Here is a 20,576-nt window from a genome sequence, read left to right as displayed (position 1 = left end):
ATCAAACATACATTTTATGGGTGTCGCCATGCTGTTCCATCCTCCCGCAACCTGCTCACCTTCCTGGAGGATAAGTTACCTGGCATGGAGGATACTGAAGGTCAGGGGCATAGAGCGACATTTTTTTCATGAAATAACAGGCTTCAGGAAAATGGTGAAATAGAAATCTCCGGGTAGATTGGTTCACGAGTGATTTTTCATCATAGAGTTCCAAGGTTAGAGCTACAAGATTATTGAATGCCACTACAGATCCGGCCACTTCATGAGCAAAGCGGATTTGAATTGGGGAGTTGGCCGGCAGAAATCGTAAATAACCTTTGATTGCATTATTTTTTACAATAAACTGAGAGAACTTTCCCTTCAAAACGTCTGCCTGCCTGATAATATCAAACTCTATACCGTCGACCAGTCTGATTAGCAGGACAGCATGCCCCAACTGGTCCTCAAGCCATAAAGACAATAGATCAACCAATGAAAGCGGCGGCGGCTCTTGCCCCCTCATGAAAAATTGAAGAATCCGTAAGTATTCTCCATTCTCGTTCAGGGTTCCATTAAAGTACGTAGGGGACAGGTTTATATTAATTTCGTTCTTCAGCCTCAAATTTAGGATATTTCCTTCAAATAAATAGTATTTGCCAGCTGTCTGATAAGCAAATTGTGCCAGCTCCATCATTTCAGGAGAGGAATAGGGGGCATCTTTAGAAATGGTTTGTAACTTTTGTATTACTGCTTCAAAACTTCTGATGTGCATGTCTGCTTCAGTAACGTATCTAATTTCGGCAGGAGAAAGGTAATCTCTGACAAAATAAGCGTGATCCTGCAGCATGTTCAGCCAAAATTGATGCTCATCCCACGTTGAGATATATTGTTCAGGCATATTAATCCTCCGTTCTAAGTTATATATTAAAAGTTATTATTAGAATGAAGAGGATATGCTTGCATGTTTCTTGTTTTATAAGAGCAGTACCTTATGTAGGAATCCCATAGTCAAAAACTAGCGGCATTTTTCTACCATGATATGATTTTGGGGAAGTTTTTATAAAGGCTGTTTTCGTAAACTATCTGGTGATTTAGAAAGAAAAGAAATACCCTCCCCATCAGAGAAAAATCCTTATATCCGTAGATATCCAAAAGCACCAATGTTGAGAAAAACAACTTTTCTGAAACTTACCCCAGCATAAAGGGATGCTAGTAAGAACGTCGAATTAGAAATAGAACTATAGTGAGAGGGTGTACCCATATTGAAGATTGAAATCAGGCCGGTACGAATGAGTGACGCTATGCAGATTACGGAAATTATGATTCAGGAAAAAGTCATGCCTTATGTGGTATCATTGCCAAGTGTACGTGTCGAACGTTTTGAAAATATTTTAAAAGCGGCAGCTCCTGAGCAACATGAATTTGTCGCTGTTCACGATGGAGTGGTGATAGGGTTTGCAGGTCTTCACCAGGGAAAAGGGAGAAGGTCTCACAGCGGCACTCTGTTTATTATGATTCATGAAGAATTCCAGGGAAAGGGTGCAGGCTCAGCCTTGATTAAGAAGCTGCTTGATATGGCTGATAATTGGCTGATGCTTGAAAGAGTAGAGCTAACGGTTTTGGACAATAACCTAAAGGCAAAAAAACTTTATGAGAGTCTCGGTTTTGTTGACGAAGGTTTTTCCAAAGGTACGATTGTCCAGCATGGCAGGTATGCCGGTGAATACAGAATGGCAAGGTACCGGCCGGGAGGGTTGATTGAGGAAAGGATGAAGGCAGAAAGTGAAGGAAAAGACTAAGAAGAAATTATTTTTGTTTGATAGTTTATTTACTATATTTATTTTTATCTGGGTGGTTAAGACATTCTTAGAAGGAGATGTTTCCAAAGGAATCATTTTCTCTATCCTTCTCGTTGTGATGGCGGGTCTCTTGGTCTTCAACAGAAGATTAAGATAAAATGGCATTGAAAGGCTGCAACTTAGAAAGAAGGTGTACGTAATGACAAAACGATATTTTACAGTAGGTATGGCAGGGCATATTGATCATGGAAAAACGGCCTTGGTTAAAGCTTTGACAAATAAAGAAACGGATCGCCTGAAAGAAGAGAAAGAAAGGGGGATCTCTATTGAACTGGGGTTTGCTCCCCTGCTGGAAACAGAAGAGATGGAGGTTTCCGTCATAGATGTGCCCGGCCATGAAAAGTTCATCAGGCAAATGATTGCCGGGGTAGCAGGAATTGATCTGGTAATCCTTGTGGTGGCGGCTGATGAAGGAGTTATGCCCCAGACGAAGGAACATTTGGAGATTCTTTCTTTTCTGGGTATCACTCGAGGGATTGTGGTACTAAGCAAGGTCGATAACGTTGATGAAGAATTACATAGTTTGGCAAAGGAAGAAATTAAAGAAGAACTGGTGGGGACCGTTTTTGAAGATAGCCCAATCTTACTGGCCGATAGCTTGTCAGGAAAAGGAATATCCGACATTAAGAAGACTATCCTTGGATTTTTAGAGGAACTTCCATCGAGAAGTATAACGGGAGATTTCCGCATGCCGATCGATCAAGTATTCACTGTAAAAGGACAAGGAACGGTGGTAAGGGGTACGGTTTATGAAGGAAGCGTCAAAGAGGGAGAATCCCTGCTTCTGCTTCCTTCAGGAAAAGAAACCAAAGCAAGGCAGATTCAAGTTCATCATAAATCAGCGGCTGAAGCGTTCGGTGGTCAACGAACGGCCATTAATCTGTCAGGATTATCCAAAGAAGAGGCTGAACGCGGAGATGCATTAGTGAAGTCGGAATTTTTTACTGTAACAGAAACTATAGATATCAGTTTAAAGCTGGTTGATGACCTGGACCACCCTGTTAAACAAAGAATGCCGATAAAATTGCATACTGGAACTTCTGAAACAATGGGAAAAATCATCTTCTTTGACCGCAACGAAGCTGATTCAGGGAATGAGGAAATTCTCTGCCAGTTGAGGCTTGACGACTCCATTGTCGTAAAAAGAAATGACCGGTTGATTCTCAGGAGGCCGACACCAGCCGAAACCATCGGGGGAGGATTCATCATTGATCCAAACGGCGGCCGATACAAATTTGGTGAGGAAACGATACAAGTGCTTCTCCAAAAGAAGAATGGAACACCATTGCAGCGGGCGGAGGATGCTTTAAAGAAACATAAAGTATTAAGTAAAAGTCATTTCCTGCAAGAAACTTCTTTAGCTTCTCCCGCAATAAATGAATTGCTGGAGAAAGGTACTTTATTGCAGCTTCCGGGCGGTGACTTGACAACGACCTATGTACTCGAAGAAATCATTCAGCTGATGAACGAGCAGCTTAACAGGTATCATGATGAAAATCCCTTGAAAGCAGGATATGATAAAGCCATGTTAATGCAATTGTATAGAAGCACATACAAAGAATCCCTTTTGGATTATGCAGTAAAGAAAAACCTGCAATCGGGGAGTTGGAAACAAAAGGGGCACTATTTGTCTTTAGCGGAGTTTGATCCGCATGTACCTGCACAATGGAAAAAAAGATCTCAACAGGTATTAGAGCAATTAAGGAAGGATGGAATGAAGCCGGTGGACTTGGCTGATTATCTTGCGGATGCGGGTATACCTGCTGATTTGCAGGGAGGGCTGCGGCAATATTATCGGGAGCAGGATCTGGTCGTCTTTCTGGATGAAAAGCTCGCATTCCATGCAGAAGTCTTTCATAAAGCTGTCAGAAAGCTTCAGGGTAATACAGATATTGAATTTGAATTGTCTGATGCTAAAGAAACTCTTGGCTTGTCCAGGAAATTTTTGATCCCTTTTTTGGAAACGCTGGATAACCAGGGGTTGACCACCCGTGTGGAAAATAAGAGGAAGTGGAGATCTGCAGCACATTAAGAAAGGTTGAGGAATAGGGTACGGTAAGAGTAATAAAGGAGTGAAAAAAATGTACCCTGTTTATCCTTACTATGCCTTTAAACAGACAAGTAAAACTGTTCCTGTCCCGTTTCCTCCCCAGCATCAGAGGAGGCAGCCGGGCTTGGAGTACATCATGGTACCCAGACCAATTTCTGAAAACCCTCATTATAAAGGTTCTGATAAGCTGAAAGGCAAAGTGGCAGTCATTACTGGAGGTGACAGCGGCATCGGCAGGGCTGCGGCTTATGCGATGGCCAAAGAAGGTGCGGATATTGTCTTTGTCTATCTTGATGAGCATAGAGATGCCCATGAAACAAAGAGAAGGATTGAAGAGATTGGCAGAAAATGCTTGGCAATCAGCGGTGATTTAAGGGCTCCTCTTACCTCGATTGCTGCTGTAGAAGAAATCATCAGAGTGTTTGGGAAAATTGATATTCTTGTGAATAACTGTGCTGTCCAATATCCTCAGAAAAGCATTATGGATATTACGGAAGAGCAGCTCGAAGATACTTTCAGAACAAACATTTTTTCGTTTTTTTACATGACTAAGGCTGTTCTTCCGCATCTCAAAAATGGAAGTTCCATCATTAATACGGCATCTATTACGGCCTATCGTGGAAATAAAGATCTGGTGGACTATTCTTCCACTAAGGGAGCAATCGTCACATTTACAAGATCATTGTCACTGCAGTTAATTGACAAGGGGATAAGGGTAAATGCGGTTGCACCCGGTCCGGTTTGGACACCGTTGATTCCTTCGAGTTTTTCTGCAGACAAAACGGCTTCTTTTGGATTGGACGTACCTATGAAAAGGGCGGGGCAGCCATTTGAACTTGCGCCATCCTACGTTTATTTGGCTTCCGACGATTCACGATATGTCTCAGGCCAGGTTCTTCATGTGAATGGAGGAGCGATGGTAGAATCATAATTTAATGGGAGGATGAACAATCCTCCTTACATATACGATTGGGTGGTATGAAATGGATTGGAGAGAATATGAGACGGAGCTATATACAATGGTGATGATAGAGAAAGAGGATCACCTCCTATTGATCGAAAGGCCTTCTGACAAAGGCTTCCCCGGATACATAGCTCCAGGAGGGAAGATTGATTTCCCTGAGAGTCCCTCAGAGGGCGCTGAAAGGGAAGTAAGAGAGGAAACTGGGCTGATAGTCAAGTCAATGAAATTCAAAGGCATAGACGAGTTTGTCATTCCTCATAAAAACTACAGATATATTGTATATAACTATCTGGCTGAGGATATAGATGGTGACCTGCTGGAAGACCCTCCGGAAGGAAAGCTTAAGTGGATAAATCGGAAAGAAGTCATGGAGTTGCCTATGCAGCCTTGGTTCCAAAGAAGACTTCCTTACTTTTTCAAAGAGGGAGTCTTTGAAATACATTCTAAGTGGGATGGAAACGACCGGAATGAGGCACATGTGACTATCAGGGAACTATAAAAAAAGCCTGTCCACCTCATGGGATGAACAGGCTTTTTTTCTTTATACTACAATTTAGATCTTCACATCTATTGATGCATTTTCCCGCAATTTCTCAACCTCAGCGGCTAGCACTTCTTGTGTTTTCTGACTTTCAAGGTCCTGTCTGATTCGATCTTTCACTTCTTCATATTCAGGAATTTGAGCCTCAGCCTCTTCGGATCCGCTGTTTTGTTCTACGATTTCATCATAATAAGCTTTTACATCTTCTTCTTTCACTTCTTCGACGGTCAATTCATTCTCAATATAAGCAGTATATTGAATATTTTTAGCAACTTCAGCTTCCAAATCTTCTAGTGACAGACCGCTGCTTTTCAACACTTCCTCAAATTCAGCCTCATCTTCATAGCCTTCCTTGAGTGTGGCGATCTCTTGCTGAATCTCTTCATCATTAGCCTCGTACCCTTTTTCTTCAGCTTGCTGAAGGAGTAGAGTCTGGCCTATCAAGCTGTCAATCGTACTTTCTTTTAATTGAGCTGCAATCTCTTCTGATGTTGGGTCTTGTCCCATCTGCTGATAGCTCATTTGGCTTTCAGTCAGAAGGCTATTGTAAGCCTCACCTTTGATTTCTTCATCATTGACAATTGCTACCGTTTTGTCTTCTTCAATATGCTGTTCTTCTAATTTCTTTTGCATTTCTTCCATTTGAGCGGCTTGATCCGCCTGTTCCTCAGTTTGCTCTGCAGGTTGTTCTTCAGTAACATCTGAATTATTTTCTGCTTCCTCAGCATTTTCCTCGTTATCGGAACATGCTGCCAATCCTAGTGAAAGAATGCCCGTAAGCATTGCCAATTTCCATCTGTTTTTCATTTTCTTACCCCTCTTTCTTCCAATTATTAGTTGGAAAATTGATTGTCTTAAAAGACCATTGTGATGAAAAATAGGCTCATCGTCCCTTGCAATAAAGGCTGAGATATATCATTCACCAATTAGCCAGGCTCTCAAAATTTGAACCTAGGAGCAAGTGTATAACATTTGCAGAAAAAAGGAAAGCTAAAAGAGTCAATTTAATTAAATTGAAATAAAAATTAGTAAAAGGGCGGGATATAAGGATGTCAAACGGATTGATTGTGATGCTGAATAACCAGCTGTCAAACTGGAATATCCTCTACACCAAGCTTCATAATTACCATTGGTATGTTACAGGTCCGGACTTTTTTACTCTACATGAAAAGTTTGAGGAGTATTATAATGAAGCAGGACAATACATAGATGAAATTGCTGAAAGAATTCTTACATTGAAAGGGAAGCCGGTTGCCACTTTAAAAAAATACCTAGAAACGGCTACTATAAATGAAGCAACTTGTCAGGAAGATGCGAAGGATATGGTGGAAGCCCTGGTGAAAGATTTCGAACAGGTCATCAAAGAAAGCAAGAAGCTGATTGAAACTGCCGAAGATCTGCATGATCAGCCTACTGCTGATATGTTCATTGGAATTAAATCCTCACTGGAACAGCATGTTTGGATGCTGAGTGCTTATAATTCATAAAAAAGTATAATTGCCAGCCGGGCTGACCGGGGTGCTTCCGCTTTTGATCCGTCCTGTTCCAGCACCCAGCCCTTCGGGGGCAAATAACCTCCAAAGAATAAAAGGAAGACCGCCTTTTTTCTCTGGAGGTTATTTGCCTGTCTGGGCTGACCAGGGGCTTCCACTTTTGATGACGAGATCCTATCCTTGATCTGCTGCCCGGGAGTTTTAAGGCTGAGGAAGAGCACGATAATGTTAAGGACCTTATTTAAAAAGTATACAGGACAAGATTTGGGGTTGCTGAAATCTCCTGATATTTAATTTTAACTTTGATAAATAAATTAAAAGCTGTCTATTCTTCCTATAAAAGGAAGGAGAGACAGCTTTTTTTATGAACATTATGGTCTGTTGATATATCATTGGAAAACACCCGCTTATATTAATAAGTTTATTTTAAATAAGACTTATTAGCGGATAGTTTTCTTTATTGCTCACCTGGAACGGAAATCAACACTTTTTTTAGTGGTTTCATAAGATTTCCGGGGTATTTCTTAGGTTATCATCCTCCCTCGCAAAGGGGGTGGGTCTGCATTATTTTTTTGATAAGGAAGCACAATACTCCTCGACCATCTGTGCAGTTACTAACTTTCTTTCGGGAACTATACCGAGCCTTGCCTCATCATTGATTCTTTTAGTAACTTCATTGATTTTATCTGTTGTAAAGGGATCGCCCTTCAGGCAGAGGCTTACTGCTTCCTCAATATAATACTCTCTCTGCTGATCAAGTTTTATAAATTCTTGGGCAATTGCATTTTGCTTTTTTGAATGGTTTGTAATCGCTTTATGTACATTCATGCTATTCACTCCTGTTAAACGTTCTTTTAAGCCACCTTATTATTATGCTCATTTATTATTATTACCGCAACTAATTCAGATAAAATCGCAAATTCCATTAAATTTTTCTTGAACAGAAACTCATTTTCAGTGAAAATAGTAATCGACTATAAGAACAAGTAGTATACTAGTTTAAATAATTTTTAATAGAATATTTGTATTTATAAGTAGAAAGAAGGCTGAAGATGATACAGCTTTGGAGACAATTCGGTTGGGTAATCCCTATCATGGCTCTAGTGACCGCCGCACTGGTAGCGGCAGTTTTTGTATGGAAGAACCGAAAAGGAAAAGAGGGCGCCAGGTGGGCTGATCTTATTCCAGTCCTTTTCACTTTGATATCAATTGGCGGAATATTTCTTATTACACTATCTCCGCTTGTACCCGGGGTTGCACTTGAAGGGAATACCAATTTCCGGCCGTTTGATAATCTCAGACTTAACCTGGTTTATAGAACCCACTTGGATATTCCTGTAAGGAACTTACTGGCTAACATAGTGCTCTTCATACCGTTCGGTTTTTTTTATTCCTGGTGGATTCGGAACAGGAAGTGGAGGTTGTTAAAAACAACACTTTCCGGCAGTCTGCTCTCAGTAGCTGTAGAAGTGATACAGTATTTACTGCCTCTTGGACGGTCGACAGATATCGATGATTGGATGATGAACACTAGTGGATCTTTGCTTGGAGGTCTGCTGTTTCTCCTTTTTATTATAGTATTCAAATTCTATAGAAGAAGAAAAGAGAATAAAAGCTAATAGAATTATTTCTGCCCATTCAATTTACTTTTATCAGTAAAAATAATGTGTTGATTACTTCTTGTCAAAACGGGAATAGGAATAATGAAACCCCAGATTTCGAAGGAGGTAATTGTTATCAGCAGGTCCAGTGATAAAAACAATGCTCAAAAAGCCAATCAGCAATTGAATGGGGAATTCTATAAAGAAGAAAACTCATCTATGGCTGATACTAAAACAGAGGATGCTAATAAGAAAATCAATGAAGAGCTGGAGAGTGGCAAACCTTCAAAAGGTGTAGATCCCGACAATTATCTCGCTAATAGTGAAAACTCTCTAGTGACAAAGGGCATTCAAAAAAGAAGTAATCAGAAGGAGCATAGTTAATATGCTCTTTTCTTTTTGGGCAACTGTCCACTATATCCTCCATGGTGTACTTCGGTGGAAGATAGAAAATTTACTATCTCGACAAATTTCTACACCTTTTAAGCGCAGAATTTATTAGCATATATTCTATATTGCCGTAGAGAAAGGGAGTTACATATGACATTTCCGGAATTAGAAACTAGGCGCTTGAAATTAATGGAAATAACAGAGGGGGATGTAGAGGCTTATTTCAATGTCATGTCATTGGATCGCGTGACGAAATATTATGGAATGGAAAGTTTTAAAAAGAAAGAACAAGCTGCTGAAATCATTCGTGCTTTTAGGACAGGATACGAAAGCAAAAGATCAATGAGGTGGGGTATCATTTTAAAAGATACTGGAACTTTTATAGGGACAGCAGGGCTGAATAATTTACAAATCGGCCAGAAAAAAGCAGAAATAGGCTTTGAAATTCATCCTGATTATTGGCGGAGCGGCATCACGTCAGAAGCAGCGAATGCCGTCATCCGCTACGCATTTGAAGAATTAGAGTTATTCCGTATAGGAGCTGTTACATTTCTGGAGAATCATTCTTCCTACGGGCTGCTTGAGAAGATCGGCTTCAAAAAGGAGGGTATACTTCGAGGGTATATTTTTCAAAACGGTGTTTCCAATGATACCTACGTTTATTCCCTATTGCGTGCAGAATGGCAGGAAACCGTGGATGCACCTGTGTTAAATGATTCCCGAATCTAACATTGTTCATTTAATCAGGAGCTAAACCTTATTTGAATAAAAGCTGAAGAAACAGGCAAACTATTTCCATGATTATAATTGGAGGTGGAGGCATGGACGTTAACAGAGTTAAACAAATACTGTCTTCTTCAGCTGATATTGATGTTACTTATCAAGGAGTATCTGTCTGGATTGATGAACTGATGGAGGATCAAAGACTGGCCGCAGTCCATTTGCGGGGTCCGCTCGAAGAAAGATCTCAAGTAGCTATAGAAGATCTTATAGAAGAATAAAACCAAAAAAACACCTGCTGACGGGTGTTTTTTGCTTTTATTAACTCCCCCCTTAAATGTATCCATTCTGAAATGAAAACGAATATACTTTCACTAATTTTTCGGGAACCGATTATCATAAGCATGGATGTAGAAGCTTGTTTGTATGTAAATAACTATTCCTCTTAGCATAATATAAAAAATTAAATAGAGTGCAAGCTTTGTTTGGCGGCTAGTACAGTTATCAGTTCTCAGGGGTTCACGTGAATTTGGCTGTCTCGGATTCTAATCCGGGGTACAAGAGCTTTAATATTTTGCCCTTTGAATAGATTTCGTTTGAAATAAGGAAACTCATTCAGGAATTTATTAAACAGTATCGAATTTAACATAAAGACATTTGTAAAATTAAATATTACAAAAGGAAAGGAACTTGTTCCACACATGAGCAGAAGTACTAGAAGCAGAAGGTTCCATACCATATTTTAAGTATAAATAGAATTACAGGAACGTTACAATAGTGTTAAAAGAATCATTTGGAGTTTAATAGACTTTAAAAGTGGAAGAATAAGAACACAGGTTAAGATAAAAAGTCATTGCTCAACCGGAAATTTCGTGTTGGGTTAACAGCAAGACCACTCATTAAGACAGCTAAGGACATCTGAGAAAACAGCTAGAGTAATTCAACCTAATGAAAAAAATATTTTATTCTTTAAGGAGGAATTAATAATGGCTAAAAACAACAACAATCAAAATGACAATGGTAAAATGAGTTTGGAAGAAGCAGGACGCAAAGGCGGACAGACTACTTCTAATAATCATGACAAAGAATTTTACCAGGAAATCGGACAAAAAGGCGGAGAAGCAACTTCCAACAACCATGATAAGGAATTCTATCAGGAAATTGGTGAAAAAGGCGGAGAGACAACCTCCAATAATCATGACAAAGATTTCTACCAGGAGATTGGGAAAAAAGGCGGAGAAGCAACTTCCGAAAATCATGATAAAGAATTCTATCAGGAAATTGGTGAAAAAGGCGGAGAAGCAACTTCTAATAACCATGACAAAGACTTCTACAAGGAAATTGGCGAAAAAGGCGGAAACAGCAGACAGAATAATAACAACAATTAATAAGTTCTGCGCCGTTTAATATAAAGATCGTAAAGAGCTTGCACATTGATGTGCAAGCTCTTTGCTTTACTTGAAAATGATTCCCTGTACACAGGTAAGGAACCTGAAATAGAATTATCAGGCATTGAACTACAGGGGGGGGACAGTTAACCCCAAGTTTTCAATTTGCAATATAAAATATGAGCCTCATGAATTTGCAAAAGACTATCAGTTTCTTTAGTAGATCGAAGCTTAGAAGATCATGATAACAATCGTTCCTTTCATACTATCTTTTTTGGAGTAGGTTTTAAACAGATATTTTTAAGGGTAACGATACTATTAACTTCAATAAATAGAATCACATTAAAAGTAATCTATATAGTTAACTGTTAATTGCCAGGAATTAAATATAGCGTTTATTAAGAATGGCCATCAAGGCAGATAATTTGAGATGAATCAGGCAGGAGGAATGGGTTATGAAGGTGAAGGAAATCTATAAAAACCAAAAATATGAACGCAGTGAAGATCGTTACAAAGCGGTGGGGGATTATGGAATGACTGCCAGTGCAACAAAGGAGTCGAGTGACATTGGTGCTGCAGTTTTGCGTAATGGAGGGACAGCAGCGGATGCCATAGTAGCCATGCAGTTTGCCCTTGCTGTTTCTGAACCGTTCAATACAGGTGTAGGTGCTAGTGGTTTTATCGTCTATCACGATAAGAAATCAGGAGAAACTAAAATTTTTAATGGACACTCACAAGCCCCTCGAAGTGCCCATCCCGAGGTGTGCAAGAATGAAAATGGCGAAGTAATACCTTTTGTGGAAAGGACGATGAACGAAAGTTTTGTCGGGATACCGGGTATTATGAAAGCGATGGATACTATCAATAAAACTTATGGAATTAAGGATCTTGGAGAACTGATTGATCCTGCTCTTGATCTCGCTGAAAATGGATTCACAGTAAATTCCCTTTGGGATACAGCCTTAAAGCTATACGGTGACAGGGTTGGGCATACAGCTAAAGAATTCTTTTACCCGAAGGGCGTTCCACTGGTCAAAGGGGATCTGGTAAAAAATGAAGCACTGGCAAGAACCTTCAGGATATTCAAAGAAAAAGGAATTGATGCACTGTATAAAGGGGAAATTGGCGAGGCAATTATCGATAGACTACAGTCTCATAATGGTCACATGGAGATGAGTGACTTGGAGAATTATGAATGCCAAATTCAAGAACCAGTTGTTAGAAATTATAGAGGGTATGATGTTGCGGTTCCGCCGCCTCCGAATGGGGGAGGAACAAATCTGCTGCAAATATTAAAGATTATCGAGCAATTTGATGTAAGTGAATATAATGCGTCCTCTTGGCAGAAATATTTTATCCTTTCAGAAGCAATGCGCCTTGTTTTCTCAGATAAACTTGCCTACATGAGTGACCCGAATTTTCATAATGTCCCTGTAAACGGCTTGCTTGATCCAGAGTATATCGCTGAAAGAGTGAAATTTATTGATTTTAACGGCGGCAGAAACCCTGATATTGATTTTGGCAACCCCTGGGAATATGAAAAAAGTGAAATGAAGCAAGGTGCCTCTTCTCAAAAAAGAAGGGAAGGGGGAGAAACCACTCATTTCACTGCAGTAGATCAGTGGGGAAATGTGGCTTCCTGTACCTCTTCATTAGAGCATTATTTTGGAACGGGAATCATGGTTGAAGAATACGGATTTTTATTAAACAATGATTTAACAGACTTCAAAGTGGAGAAAGAGCACATCAACGAAATGCGTGGAGGGAAATACCCGGTCAGCGCAAAGTGCCCGACAATCATCCTGAAAGATGGGGAGCCTTTTATGACGCTTGGATCGCCAGGAGGGCCCACGATTGTTTCATCCGTCGCGCATGTCATCATGAATGTTATCGACTTCAAAATGGATCTTAAAGAAGCAATCGAACATCCCCGCCTTTATAACAGTACAGCTCCTGAAGTATGGGTTGAAGATGACTTCAGCGAAGGAGTGAAGCGAAAATTGAAAGATCTGGGGATCGAAATACTTGATGACACCATGCCAATAGGTAATGTTCAGGCAATATTAATGGATAAAGAGGAAAACCTTCTTTATGGTGCTGCAGACTCTACCAGGCCGGGTAAAGCTTCGGCAGTGTGGAAGGAAGAGGCTGGCAGAATCTAAAGGCTGCACATATGCTAACGGGTTCTGTATTGAAGTACAAACTTCTAATTAGCCCAAGAAATGGCAGAGTGATTTCCACTCCAGATGCCTGACTCCGCGGGGCGTGTGGTGAGCCTCCTTGGCTTCGCCTGTATAAAAAGTGGAAGCGCCCTGTTCAGCCCCGACAGGCAAATGTTCCGCATCGAAAAAAGGGGGTCTTTCCTTTTATTCGATGCGGGTTATTTGATCCCGAGGGGCTGGGCGCTGGAACTGGATTGGGGGTCTCACCTGTCTTCAAAAGTGGAAGCGCCCTGTTCAGCCCCGACAGGCAAATGTTCTCAAGAGAAAAAAAGGCGGTCTTCCTTTTTATCTCTTGGGGTTATTTGACCCCGAGGGGCTAGGTGCTGGAACTAGACGCACGCTAGTCCCGCAGGAGGTCACGCACCTTCCGTTCCAATCAAATCATTGCTAGATTTTTTGTAATTAACTATAATTAAAAAATTTTCCTTCATATTAATAGTAGGATTGAAAGTGTATAGGAAATTGTGTCACAATTTTGAAGAACAAGAAGTTCTGTCATTTGCTCTCTAGGGTGCATTTTGCTTAACCAATTGAACAGAATTACCAGCAAGAATACCGCTAAATCAACCAAATAGGAGTGTCAAATCAATGCGTTTTGACACTCCATTTGCTGTGTAATGGGTAATAATGTACTAGAAAACTGAACCCGTTACATTTATGAAGTCTTTTTTTGTCACCAATTAAGATAAGGTACATTTTATTAAAATTCATCTTTCTCCCTGCCTGAGTGCGGAGGCCATCACGAATTAAGTGTTGGTAGGGGACGCATTTAGTTGCTTATCCAGCAGCAAAGGTACCGCTGCTTTTTAGGAGGTGCCGGCATTTCATTCTTGAAGTAGAAGGGCAATGTCCTCTTTATAAGGAATCAAATAAAAGGGGCTATGCCAATTAATATCAAAGCACTCGAAATCAGTCTGAGAGATACTGTTTTAGGAAGTTTTTCTTTTGCTCCTTGAACAAAGCTAGAAAATTGAAGCCAGTTTTTATAGAGTACATAGAGAATTAAAAGAATGGCAATGGCTGGGAACCAACCACCCGAACCATCCTCATTTATTACTATGCCCAAAACTATATATATTAATTTAATCAGCCCGCCAAGCATTCCGCCAAAAAAAAGAAACAAAAACAAGATCCTGACTAACTCAAGTATAACTCTCACTGCTATCCTCACCTCATTAAATTAATTCACAGTTTCCTCTTTATAATATCGAATTGACAAAATAATAATTACTTAAATTATCAAAATATTTCACTAGAGAGATTTGATGAATCCTCGCTTGTGTCGATGAACAGCAGATGCTGCTTAAGGTTCCACGAAATGGAATTTATTAAGGAAGCAAGACTAAAACGTTTACATAGAAAGTGAGGGGGTATTTGAAGAAGTGAGAGAAATTGGCTGTACGGACTACTAATTTATGGAGGGAATTCAATGAGAAAACCAGATCCAGCTAAAGATATCAAGATGGATGAAAAACCAATAGTAACGAATAAAGAACCTCAAATAGGGGCGGAAAATGAAGTTGCTGCCGAAGTGAAGACAGAAATGCCAGTAAAGGAACAAAAAAACGGAGAGGAAATCACAAACCCTTATTTGATTGCACAGCAATTGATTGCGAGGGCAGCTCAATCGCTCGACCTTCCGGAAGGAGTATACAACATTTTGAAGAAACCTAAGAGGGTGATGAAGGTTTCCATACCGGTCCGTAAAGATAACGGAGAATATGTAAATTACACAGGAATGCGCTCCCAGCACATTGACATTCTGGGACCCACAAAAGGCGGAATACGATTCCATCCAAAAGTTAATGAGGATGAAGTTGTTGCTTTATCCATGTGGATGTCTTTAAAATCCGCCCTCGTCGGACTTCCATTCGGAGGAGGGAAAGGCGGTGTCGTTGTTAACCCCAAAGAGCTATCTGAAAGAGAACTTGAAGAATTGAGCAGGGGGTATATCAGAGAACTTGAACCTATTATAGGGCCGGATAAGGATGTTCCTGCACCCGATGTGAATACAAACGGACAGATTATGGGTTGGATGCTTGATGAATTCGACCGGCTGAGAGGCAAGGATGTTTCGGGATTCATTACAGGAAAGCCTGTAATCATCGGTGGCTCTGAAGGCCGAATTGAGGCCACGGGAAGGGGTGTCGTTATCAACATTATGGAAGCGGCCAAGCGTTTGAATCTGGAATTGGATGAATTGTCAGCAGTCATCCAAGGATTTGGAAATGTTGGTTCTATAACCGCCAAGCTTCTTCAAGAGCAGGGGGTAAAAGTTGCCGCGATCACAGATGCTGGAGGCGGCGCCTATAATCCTGATGGATTGGATATCGTCAGCCTTATCAACTATGTTAATGAAAAAGGAACGGTCAAAGGCTTTCCTGGAAGCAGGGATATTACGAATGAAGAATTGTTTGCGGCTGACTGTGATATCCTTGTTCCGGCTGCTCTGGAAAATCAAATCACGGAAAAGACGGCACCTTCTATCAAAGCGAGTATAGTAGCAGAAGCTGCTAACGGGCCGACAACTCCTCAAGGGAATCATATTATGGAGCAGAAGGGCATTTTTGTCATTCCGGATATTTTATGTAATGCCGGCGGGGTAACAGTATCCTACTTTGAATGGGTTCAAAACGCAATGCATTACTTCTGGAAAGAAGAGGAAGTGAATGAAAAACTGAAAGAAAAAATGGAAAATGCTTTTGACAGTGTGTACCGGATGAAGGTAGAGAAGAACGCTTCTATGAGAGAATCCGCTTACCTCGTAGGAGTCGGACGCTTGGCGGAAGCCATGAAAGCGAGGGGCTGGATAAAGAATTGGAAAATGCCGATAGAATGCTGAGAAAAGAAGACAGACACACTCCTCTAGTTGTGTCTGTCTTCTTTTGGTGTAGAGAATATAAATGACTTTATTCTTGGAGACAAAAAAATCATAAATAAGTTTTGAACAGTGGTCCACATTAAGGTTGTTTTGCTGTTTATGATCTTCATTCGTAAAAGCAGAAGGTTAATGAATGCCATGATCATCATGGAGGCTGCTTTGCTGGAAGTCCGATTATTAACCGCAGGCAAAAGAGCCGCACCTGAACAAATAAACATATATAGTGGGGAAATTAGAAAATGCTCTTTCCAAGTATGAACCATTCCTATTCCAATCTTTCTTTTTTTAAAAATGTCCAGTACAAACAAAAGGGTTTTTGTGATGACTCCTAATGATAAATACGTTGAAAACCAAAGAAACAATTTGTTCTTCTGATGGAGATTTCTGTTCCAATAGTCGCTCCAAGCAAAAAAGACAGGCAGCAAGAGTGATGTATATAGTGGTTTCCACCAATGAAGCCGGTAATTATTGATCTTAAGGAAGTACAGTTCAATTAAATGAAAATAAATAATGGCTAAGAACTTTGCTGGCCATCCCAGCCGGAAAACGGAAAGGGCAGTCCCTGTTATGGGAATATAAATCGCTTGGGAAAGCAACGCTCCCAAGGCATTATCGAGCTGTCTTTTCTTCAGGATTTCCGGGTTATAACGGTAAGACTGAAGCACATTGAACACAACATATTCAAATATATAAGCAAATGCGACATTTGAAAACAAAAGAGTGATCGTCTTTCTGTCGCGTTTTTTGTACAGAGTAAAAATGAAAAGGGCAATATGTATGAAGGAAAGCAGAATAAAAGGAATTGAATTTTTATTGATTCGTTTCAAACTTCTGGATACCTCCTTAAGTGAATGAAATACATATTCACCAAAGCTGTTTCCTAATTATACTTTGAAGGAAGTGCCGTGTTTATACATATAAGAAAATATAAATACTCAAGAAGAATATTTTCAGAAAATAGGCCTCTGCGGATTTATTTTTTAAAAAGGTTGTGATATTATAAAACAAACAACATACCTGAGTATTCTTATCGGGTTTGTTAGAAAACAAAAGGGTGATAAAAAATGAGTCGCGAATTTGTTGATTTGTTCAATAATTGGGCCCAATCATATGATCAGACCGTTTCTGAAGATGGAGACATCGAATATAGAGAAGTTTTTGAAAACTATGAAGAGATATTACAATCGGTAGTCAGAAATACTAAAGGACCGAATATACTTGAATTTGGTGTAGGGACGGGTAATCTGACAAGAAAGCTGGTCAATAAAGGATACAATGTTTATGGGATTGAGCCTTCTGAAGAAATGTTAAAGATCGGCCAGCTCAAAGTGCCGGAAGCGAAGATAAAAGATGGTGATTTTCTTGATTTTCAGCTTCCGGAAGTACAAATCACTTCCATTGTAAGCTCTTATGCTTTTCACCATTTGACTGACGCTGATAAAGACAGAGCGATTGAAAAGTACAGCAGGATACTTCCGGAACAAGGAGTAATAGTTTTTGCTGATACTGTTTTCAAAGACAAATCGGCCAAAAGAGCGATAATGGAGCATGCAATAGCCTCTTACTATAATAATCTGGTAGACGACCTGAACAGTGAGCATTATTCGTACCTGGATAATTTAACAGCAATGTGTGAAAAGCATGGGTTTACAGTTGAATTTGTTCAGAAAAATAAGTATGTTTGGGTTATGACAGCAACTAAGAAGCAGTGAAAGGCAATTCATATACAAAAGAAGCAAAATTAAAGATCATCGGGTGCTGACTTTCTGGCATCCTGCCCGCTCCCGGCATCCGATTAGCTGAGGGATTCCGGGACGCTGTATGGTCTCAAAGGAAAATGACCATATTTCACTAAGCAGCCTCAACAGGATTTTGAAAATTGAAAACTAATTTATTAGAAAGCGAGAGATGGAATATGCCTAAAATGAATGTAGAAAGTTTTAATTTAGACCATACAAAAGTAAAAGCTCCTTATGTGAGATTGGTAGGGACGACAGAAGGTCAGAGTGGAGACAAAATATACAAATATGATTTCAGGATCAAACAACCTAATAAAGAATACATGAATATGCCAGCTTTGCATTCACTTGAACATATGATGGCTGAATTCAGCCGCAATCATCATGATCGAATCGTCGATATTGGTCCTATGGGCTGCCAGACAGGCTTCTACATCACGGTTCTGAATGATGACAGCTATGATACTGTTCTGAATGTTATTGAAAATACTTTAAAAGATGTCCTTGAAGCAACAGAAGTTCCTGCCTGCAATGAAGTTCAATGCGGATTTGCTGCAAGCCACAGCCTTGAAGGAGCTAAGGAACTGGCGGAAGATATGCTTTCAAAAAGAGATGAATGGACAGAAGTATTTGCTTAATAAGGGGCGGTATTCTTGAATTATGTTAAAAGTGTACAAGAACTGATTGGACATACACCATTGGTGGAGCTGACGAATATGGGGCTTCCTGAAGGAGTTCGATTGTTTGCCAAGCTTGAATATTTCAATCCCGGTGGAAGCATCAAAGACCGTCTGGGAGTTAAGCTGCTGGAAGATGCTGAGCGGACCGGGGTGCTTAAGTCCGGAGGTACGATCATTGAACCCACTGCCGGAAATACCGGGATAGGGATTGCCCTTGCAGCGGTAGGGAAAGGCTATAAGGTAGTGTTTGTAACACCTGAAAAATTCAGTGTTGAAAAACAGACCCTCATGCGTGCTTTGGGAGCTGAAGTGATTAATACTCCCACTGAACTAGGGATGAAGGGCGCCATTCAGAAAGCGAAAGAACTCAGCCGCGAAACGGAGGGTTCCTATTGTCCCCAGCAATTCGACAACCCATCGAACCCTGAGACCTATTACGAAACTTTGGGGCCGGAATTACATGATGGACTTGACGGAAAGATTGATATTTTTATCGCTGGCGGGGGAACGGGAGGAACCTTTATGGGGACGGCCAGGTATCTCAAGGAAAAAAATCCAGCTGTTAAAACTGTCATTGTTGAACCGGAAGGATCCATCTTGAATGGGGGAGAATCCGGCCCTCATAAAACAGAGGGGATTGGCATGGAGTTTCTTCCTTCCTATATGGATACTGAATACTTTGATGATATATATACCATATCTGATAAGGACGCCTTCAAAGCAGTGAAAGAGCTGGCACTAAAAGAAGGTTTGCTGGTTGCCAGTTCATCAGGAGCTGCATTTACAGCGGCTCTTAAAGAAGCAGAAAAGGCTGCAAAGGGAACAAACATTGTGACGGTTTTCCCTGACAGCAGCGAACGATACCTAAGTCAAGGAATCTATGAGGAGTGAAATCATGAGAAGAAAAACAAAATTAATTCATGGCGGTATAACTGGAGACGAGCAGACAGGTGCCGTATCCGTTCCGATTTATCAAGTCAGCACATACAAGCAAGATGGAGTGGGGCAGCATCGCGGTTTTGAATATTCCCGTACAGGAAACCCAACCAGACATGCACTTGAAACATTGATCGCTGATATTGAAGGCGGACACGCAGGATTTGCTTTTGGTTCTGGAATGGCAGCCATATCATCCTTGATGATGCTGTTTAAATCAGGAGATCATATCATCTTTACGGATGATGTCTACGGCGGTACATACCGTCTGCTTTCCAAAGTCCTGAATCGCTTCGATATTTCCGTTTCTTTCATTGATACATCCGATACGGAAAAGGTAAAAGAAGCTATACAGGAAAACACGAAGGCAGTTTATGTTGAAACACCAACAAACCCGCTGCTTAAGATTACTGATCTGCAAGCAGTTTCTGAAATTACAAAAGAAAACGATTTATTATTCATCGTTGATAATACCTTCAGCACACCTTATTGGCAGAACCCAATTGAACAGGGAGCTAACATTGTCCTGCACAGTGCAACTAAATATCTTGGCGGCCACAGCGATGTTGTAGCGGGATTGATTGTCGTTGATTCTGAAAAACTTGCAGAAGACATGCACTTTGTTCAAAACTCTGCGGGTGCCATTTTGGGACCGCAGGATTCATGGTTACTGATGAGAGGTATCAAGACACTCGGAATCAGAATGGAAGAGATTGAAGAAAATACCAAACGTTTTGTGGAGTTTCTTCAAAAACATCCCAAGGTGAGCTCGATTTACTACCCAGGGCTTGATTCCCATAAAGGCAGTGATGTACACGGAAAACAAGCGCGTGGTGCCGGCGGAATGATTTCGTTTGATGTGGGAAGTGAAGAAAATGCTGAAAAATTGTTAACAAATGTTAAGTACTTCACGCTGGCGGAAAGTCTTGGTGCTGTGGAGAGTTTGATCTCCGTTCCTGCGAAAATGACACATGCCTCCATCCCGGCTGAAAGAAGAGCGGAATTAGGAATAACTGATGGTCTTGTTCGTGTGTCGATTGGTCTCGAAGATGTAGAAGATCTTATTGAAGATGTAGAAAGTGCTTTGGATAAATAATGAGTAAAGCGAGTGCTTAGGCACTTGCTTTTTTTTT

Annotated in this window: 21 protein-coding genes; 16 read left to right on the top strand and 5 right to left on the bottom strand. The window is 40.5% G+C overall.

The genetic code is table 11. The annotated features are described in order from the left end of the window. Nucleotides 1-55 precede the first annotated feature (55 nt). Nucleotides 56-877, bottom strand: coding sequence for a DUF2935 domain-containing protein (locus FZC78_RS12390; RefSeq protein WP_148940025.1), 822 nt, complete (start codon nucleotides 875-877; stop codon nucleotides 56-58). 364 nt (nucleotides 878-1,241) lie between these two features. Between FZC78_RS12390 and FZC78_RS12385 the strand changes: the two genes are divergently transcribed. The 4 genes from FZC78_RS12385 to FZC78_RS12370 all read left to right on the top strand — a co-directional run bounded on the left by FZC78_RS12385 (nucleotide 1,242) and on the right by FZC78_RS12370 (nucleotide 5,351). Continuing rightward, nucleotides 1,242-1,778: a GNAT family N-acetyltransferase gene (locus FZC78_RS12385; protein ID WP_148940024.1), complete on the top strand. Its 537-nt coding sequence runs from the start codon at nucleotides 1,242-1,244 to the stop codon at nucleotides 1,776-1,778. A 199-nt stretch (nucleotides 1,779-1,977) separates the two neighbouring features. Then, nucleotides 1,978-3,870, top strand: a complete 1,893-nt coding sequence (gene selB / locus FZC78_RS12380; RefSeq protein WP_148940023.1) for a selenocysteine-specific translation elongation factor — start codon at nucleotides 1,978-1,980, stop codon at nucleotides 3,868-3,870. Between the two features lie 49 nt (nucleotides 3,871-3,919). Next, nucleotides 3,920-4,819, top strand: coding sequence for an SDR family oxidoreductase (locus FZC78_RS12375; protein WP_148940022.1), 900 nt, complete (start codon nucleotides 3,920-3,922; stop codon nucleotides 4,817-4,819). A gap of 52 nt (nucleotides 4,820-4,871) precedes the next feature. Then, nucleotides 4,872-5,351 carry an 8-oxo-dGTP diphosphatase gene (locus tag FZC78_RS12370; protein WP_148940021.1) on the top strand — a complete coding sequence of 160 codons (480 nt, stop codon included), beginning with the start codon at nucleotides 4,872-4,874 and terminating at the stop codon, nucleotides 5,349-5,351. 54 nt (nucleotides 5,352-5,405) lie between these two features. Here FZC78_RS12370 and FZC78_RS12365 read toward each other — a convergent pair whose 3' ends face one another. Further along, nucleotides 5,406-6,200, bottom strand: a complete 795-nt coding sequence (locus FZC78_RS12365) for a SurA N-terminal domain-containing protein (RefSeq protein WP_148940020.1) — start codon at nucleotides 6,198-6,200, stop codon at nucleotides 5,406-5,408. 242 nt (nucleotides 6,201-6,442) lie between these two features. Here FZC78_RS12365 and FZC78_RS12360 point away from each other — a divergent pair, with 242 nt between their 5' ends. Beyond that, nucleotides 6,443-6,880, top strand: coding sequence for a Dps family protein (locus FZC78_RS12360; RefSeq protein WP_148940019.1), 438 nt, complete (start codon nucleotides 6,443-6,445; stop codon nucleotides 6,878-6,880). 570 nt (nucleotides 6,881-7,450) lie between these two features. Here the strand turns inward: FZC78_RS12360 and FZC78_RS12355 are convergent. Continuing rightward, complete coding sequence (locus FZC78_RS12355) at nucleotides 7,451-7,714, bottom strand: YpbS family protein (RefSeq protein WP_148940018.1); 264 nt, start codon at nucleotides 7,712-7,714, stop codon at nucleotides 7,451-7,453. A 224-nt stretch (nucleotides 7,715-7,938) separates the two neighbouring features. Between FZC78_RS12355 and FZC78_RS12350 the strand changes: the two genes are divergently transcribed. The 6 genes from FZC78_RS12350 (at nucleotide 7,939) to ggt (ending at nucleotide 13,147) form a co-directional block, all read left to right on the top strand. Beyond that, entirely contained in the window at nucleotides 7,939-8,505 is a 567-nt protein-coding gene (locus FZC78_RS12350; protein WP_148940017.1) for a VanZ family protein, read from the top strand. An 84-nt stretch (nucleotides 8,506-8,589) separates the two neighbouring features. Next, complete coding sequence (locus FZC78_RS12345; RefSeq protein WP_148940016.1) at nucleotides 8,590-8,871, top strand: hypothetical protein; 282 nt, start codon at nucleotides 8,590-8,592, stop codon at nucleotides 8,869-8,871. Nucleotides 8,872-9,027: 156 nt separating this feature from the next. Continuing rightward, complete coding sequence (locus tag FZC78_RS12340) at nucleotides 9,028-9,606, top strand: GNAT family N-acetyltransferase (protein WP_148940015.1); 579 nt, start codon at nucleotides 9,028-9,030, stop codon at nucleotides 9,604-9,606. A gap of 92 nt (nucleotides 9,607-9,698) precedes the next feature. After that, a complete protein-coding gene (locus FZC78_RS12335) occupies nucleotides 9,699-9,878 on the top strand; it encodes an H-type small acid-soluble spore protein (protein ID WP_148940014.1) in 180 nt (59 codons plus the stop codon). Between the two features lie 705 nt (nucleotides 9,879-10,583). Then, nucleotides 10,584-10,985 carry a glucose starvation-inducible protein GsiB gene (gsiB, locus tag FZC78_RS12330; RefSeq protein ID WP_148940013.1) on the top strand — a complete coding sequence of 134 codons (402 nt, stop codon included), beginning with the start codon at nucleotides 10,584-10,586 and terminating at the stop codon, nucleotides 10,983-10,985. A gap of 455 nt (nucleotides 10,986-11,440) precedes the next feature. Further along, the gene (ggt, locus tag FZC78_RS12325) at nucleotides 11,441-13,147 is read left to right on the top strand and encodes a gamma-glutamyltransferase (protein ID WP_148940012.1); all 1,707 of its coding nucleotides are present in this window, start codon (nucleotides 11,441-11,443) and stop codon (nucleotides 13,145-13,147) included. 925 nt (nucleotides 13,148-14,072) lie between these two features. On the opposite strand, the gene FZC78_RS12320 is transcribed toward ggt, so the two are convergent. After that, nucleotides 14,073-14,366, bottom strand: coding sequence for a hypothetical protein (locus FZC78_RS12320; protein ID WP_148940011.1), 294 nt, complete (start codon nucleotides 14,364-14,366; stop codon nucleotides 14,073-14,075). 384 nt (nucleotides 14,367-14,750) lie between these two features. On the opposite strand from FZC78_RS12320, the gene FZC78_RS12315 reads away from it, so the two are divergent. Next, on the top strand, nucleotides 14,751-16,049 hold the full coding sequence (locus FZC78_RS12315; protein ID WP_148940330.1) for a Glu/Leu/Phe/Val family dehydrogenase: 1,299 nt from the start codon (nucleotides 14,751-14,753) through the stop codon (nucleotides 16,047-16,049). A gap of 23 nt (nucleotides 16,050-16,072) precedes the next feature. Here the strand turns inward: FZC78_RS12315 and FZC78_RS12310 are convergent, their stop codons facing one another. Next, entirely contained in the window at nucleotides 16,073-16,915 is an 843-nt protein-coding gene (locus FZC78_RS12310; RefSeq protein WP_148940010.1) for a hypothetical protein, read from the bottom strand. A gap of 237 nt (nucleotides 16,916-17,152) precedes the next feature. Here FZC78_RS12310 and FZC78_RS12305 point away from each other — a divergent pair, with 237 nt between their 5' ends. The 4 genes from FZC78_RS12305 (at nucleotide 17,153) to FZC78_RS12290 (ending at nucleotide 20,539) form a co-directional block, all read left to right on the top strand. Next, entirely contained in the window at nucleotides 17,153-17,800 is a 648-nt protein-coding gene (locus FZC78_RS12305) for a class I SAM-dependent DNA methyltransferase (RefSeq protein WP_148940009.1), read from the top strand. A 203-nt stretch (nucleotides 17,801-18,003) separates the two neighbouring features. Beyond that, entirely contained in the window at nucleotides 18,004-18,465 is a 462-nt protein-coding gene (locus FZC78_RS12300; protein ID WP_148940329.1) for an S-ribosylhomocysteine lyase, read from the top strand. A gap of 15 nt (nucleotides 18,466-18,480) precedes the next feature. Then, entirely contained in the window at nucleotides 18,481-19,398 is a 918-nt protein-coding gene (locus FZC78_RS12295; protein WP_148940008.1) for a PLP-dependent cysteine synthase family protein, read from the top strand. Nucleotides 19,399-19,402: 4 nt separating this feature from the next. Continuing rightward, complete coding sequence (locus tag FZC78_RS12290) at nucleotides 19,403-20,539, top strand: bifunctional cystathionine gamma-lyase/homocysteine desulfhydrase (protein WP_148940007.1); 1,137 nt, start codon at nucleotides 19,403-19,405, stop codon at nucleotides 20,537-20,539. Nucleotides 20,540-20,576: the final 37 nt, after the last annotated feature.

It is taken from the genome of Rossellomorea vietnamensis (genome assembly GCF_008180415.1).
GTDB lineage: Bacteria > Bacillota > Bacilli > Bacillales > Bacillaceae_B > Rossellomorea > Rossellomorea vietnamensis_C.
This window is presented reverse-complemented; position numbering and strand designations above follow the sequence as displayed.

Coding starts and splice junctions, on each gene's coding strand:
- FZC78_RS12390 (WP_148940025.1), bottom strand. CDS start 877: ATGCCTGAACAATATATCTCAACGTGGGATGAGCATCAATTTTGGCTG.
- selB (WP_148940023.1), top strand. CDS start 1,978: ATGACAAAACGATATTTTACAGTAGGTATGGCAGGGCATATTGATCAT.
- FZC78_RS12375 (WP_148940022.1), top strand. CDS start 3,920: ATGTACCCTGTTTATCCTTACTATGCCTTTAAACAGACAAGTAAAACT.
- FZC78_RS12370 (WP_148940021.1), top strand. CDS start 4,872: ATGGATTGGAGAGAATATGAGACGGAGCTATATACAATGGTGATGATA.
- FZC78_RS12365 (WP_148940020.1), bottom strand. CDS start 6,200: ATGAAAAACAGATGGAAATTGGCAATGCTTACGGGCATTCTTTCACTA.
- FZC78_RS12360 (WP_148940019.1), top strand. CDS start 6,443: ATGTCAAACGGATTGATTGTGATGCTGAATAACCAGCTGTCAAACTGG.
- FZC78_RS12355 (WP_148940018.1), bottom strand. CDS start 7,714: ATGAATGTACATAAAGCGATTACAAACCATTCAAAAAAGCAAAATGCA.
- FZC78_RS12350 (WP_148940017.1), top strand. CDS start 7,939: ATGATACAGCTTTGGAGACAATTCGGTTGGGTAATCCCTATCATGGCT.
- FZC78_RS12345 (WP_148940016.1), top strand. CDS start 8,590: ATGAAACCCCAGATTTCGAAGGAGGTAATTGTTATCAGCAGGTCCAGT.
- FZC78_RS12340 (WP_148940015.1), top strand. CDS start 9,028: ATGACATTTCCGGAATTAGAAACTAGGCGCTTGAAATTAATGGAAATA.
- FZC78_RS12335 (WP_148940014.1), top strand. CDS start 9,699: ATGGACGTTAACAGAGTTAAACAAATACTGTCTTCTTCAGCTGATATT.
- gsiB (WP_148940013.1), top strand. CDS start 10,584: ATGGCTAAAAACAACAACAATCAAAATGACAATGGTAAAATGAGTTTG.
- ggt (WP_148940012.1), top strand. CDS start 11,441: ATGAAGGTGAAGGAAATCTATAAAAACCAAAAATATGAACGCAGTGAA.
- FZC78_RS12315 (WP_148940330.1), top strand. CDS start 14,751: ATGCCAGTAAAGGAACAAAAAAACGGAGAGGAAATCACAAACCCTTAT.
- FZC78_RS12305 (WP_148940009.1), top strand. CDS start 17,153: ATGAGTCGCGAATTTGTTGATTTGTTCAATAATTGGGCCCAATCATAT.
- FZC78_RS12300 (WP_148940329.1), top strand. CDS start 18,004: ATGCCTAAAATGAATGTAGAAAGTTTTAATTTAGACCATACAAAAGTA.
- FZC78_RS12290 (WP_148940007.1), top strand. CDS start 19,403: ATGAGAAGAAAAACAAAATTAATTCATGGCGGTATAACTGGAGACGAG.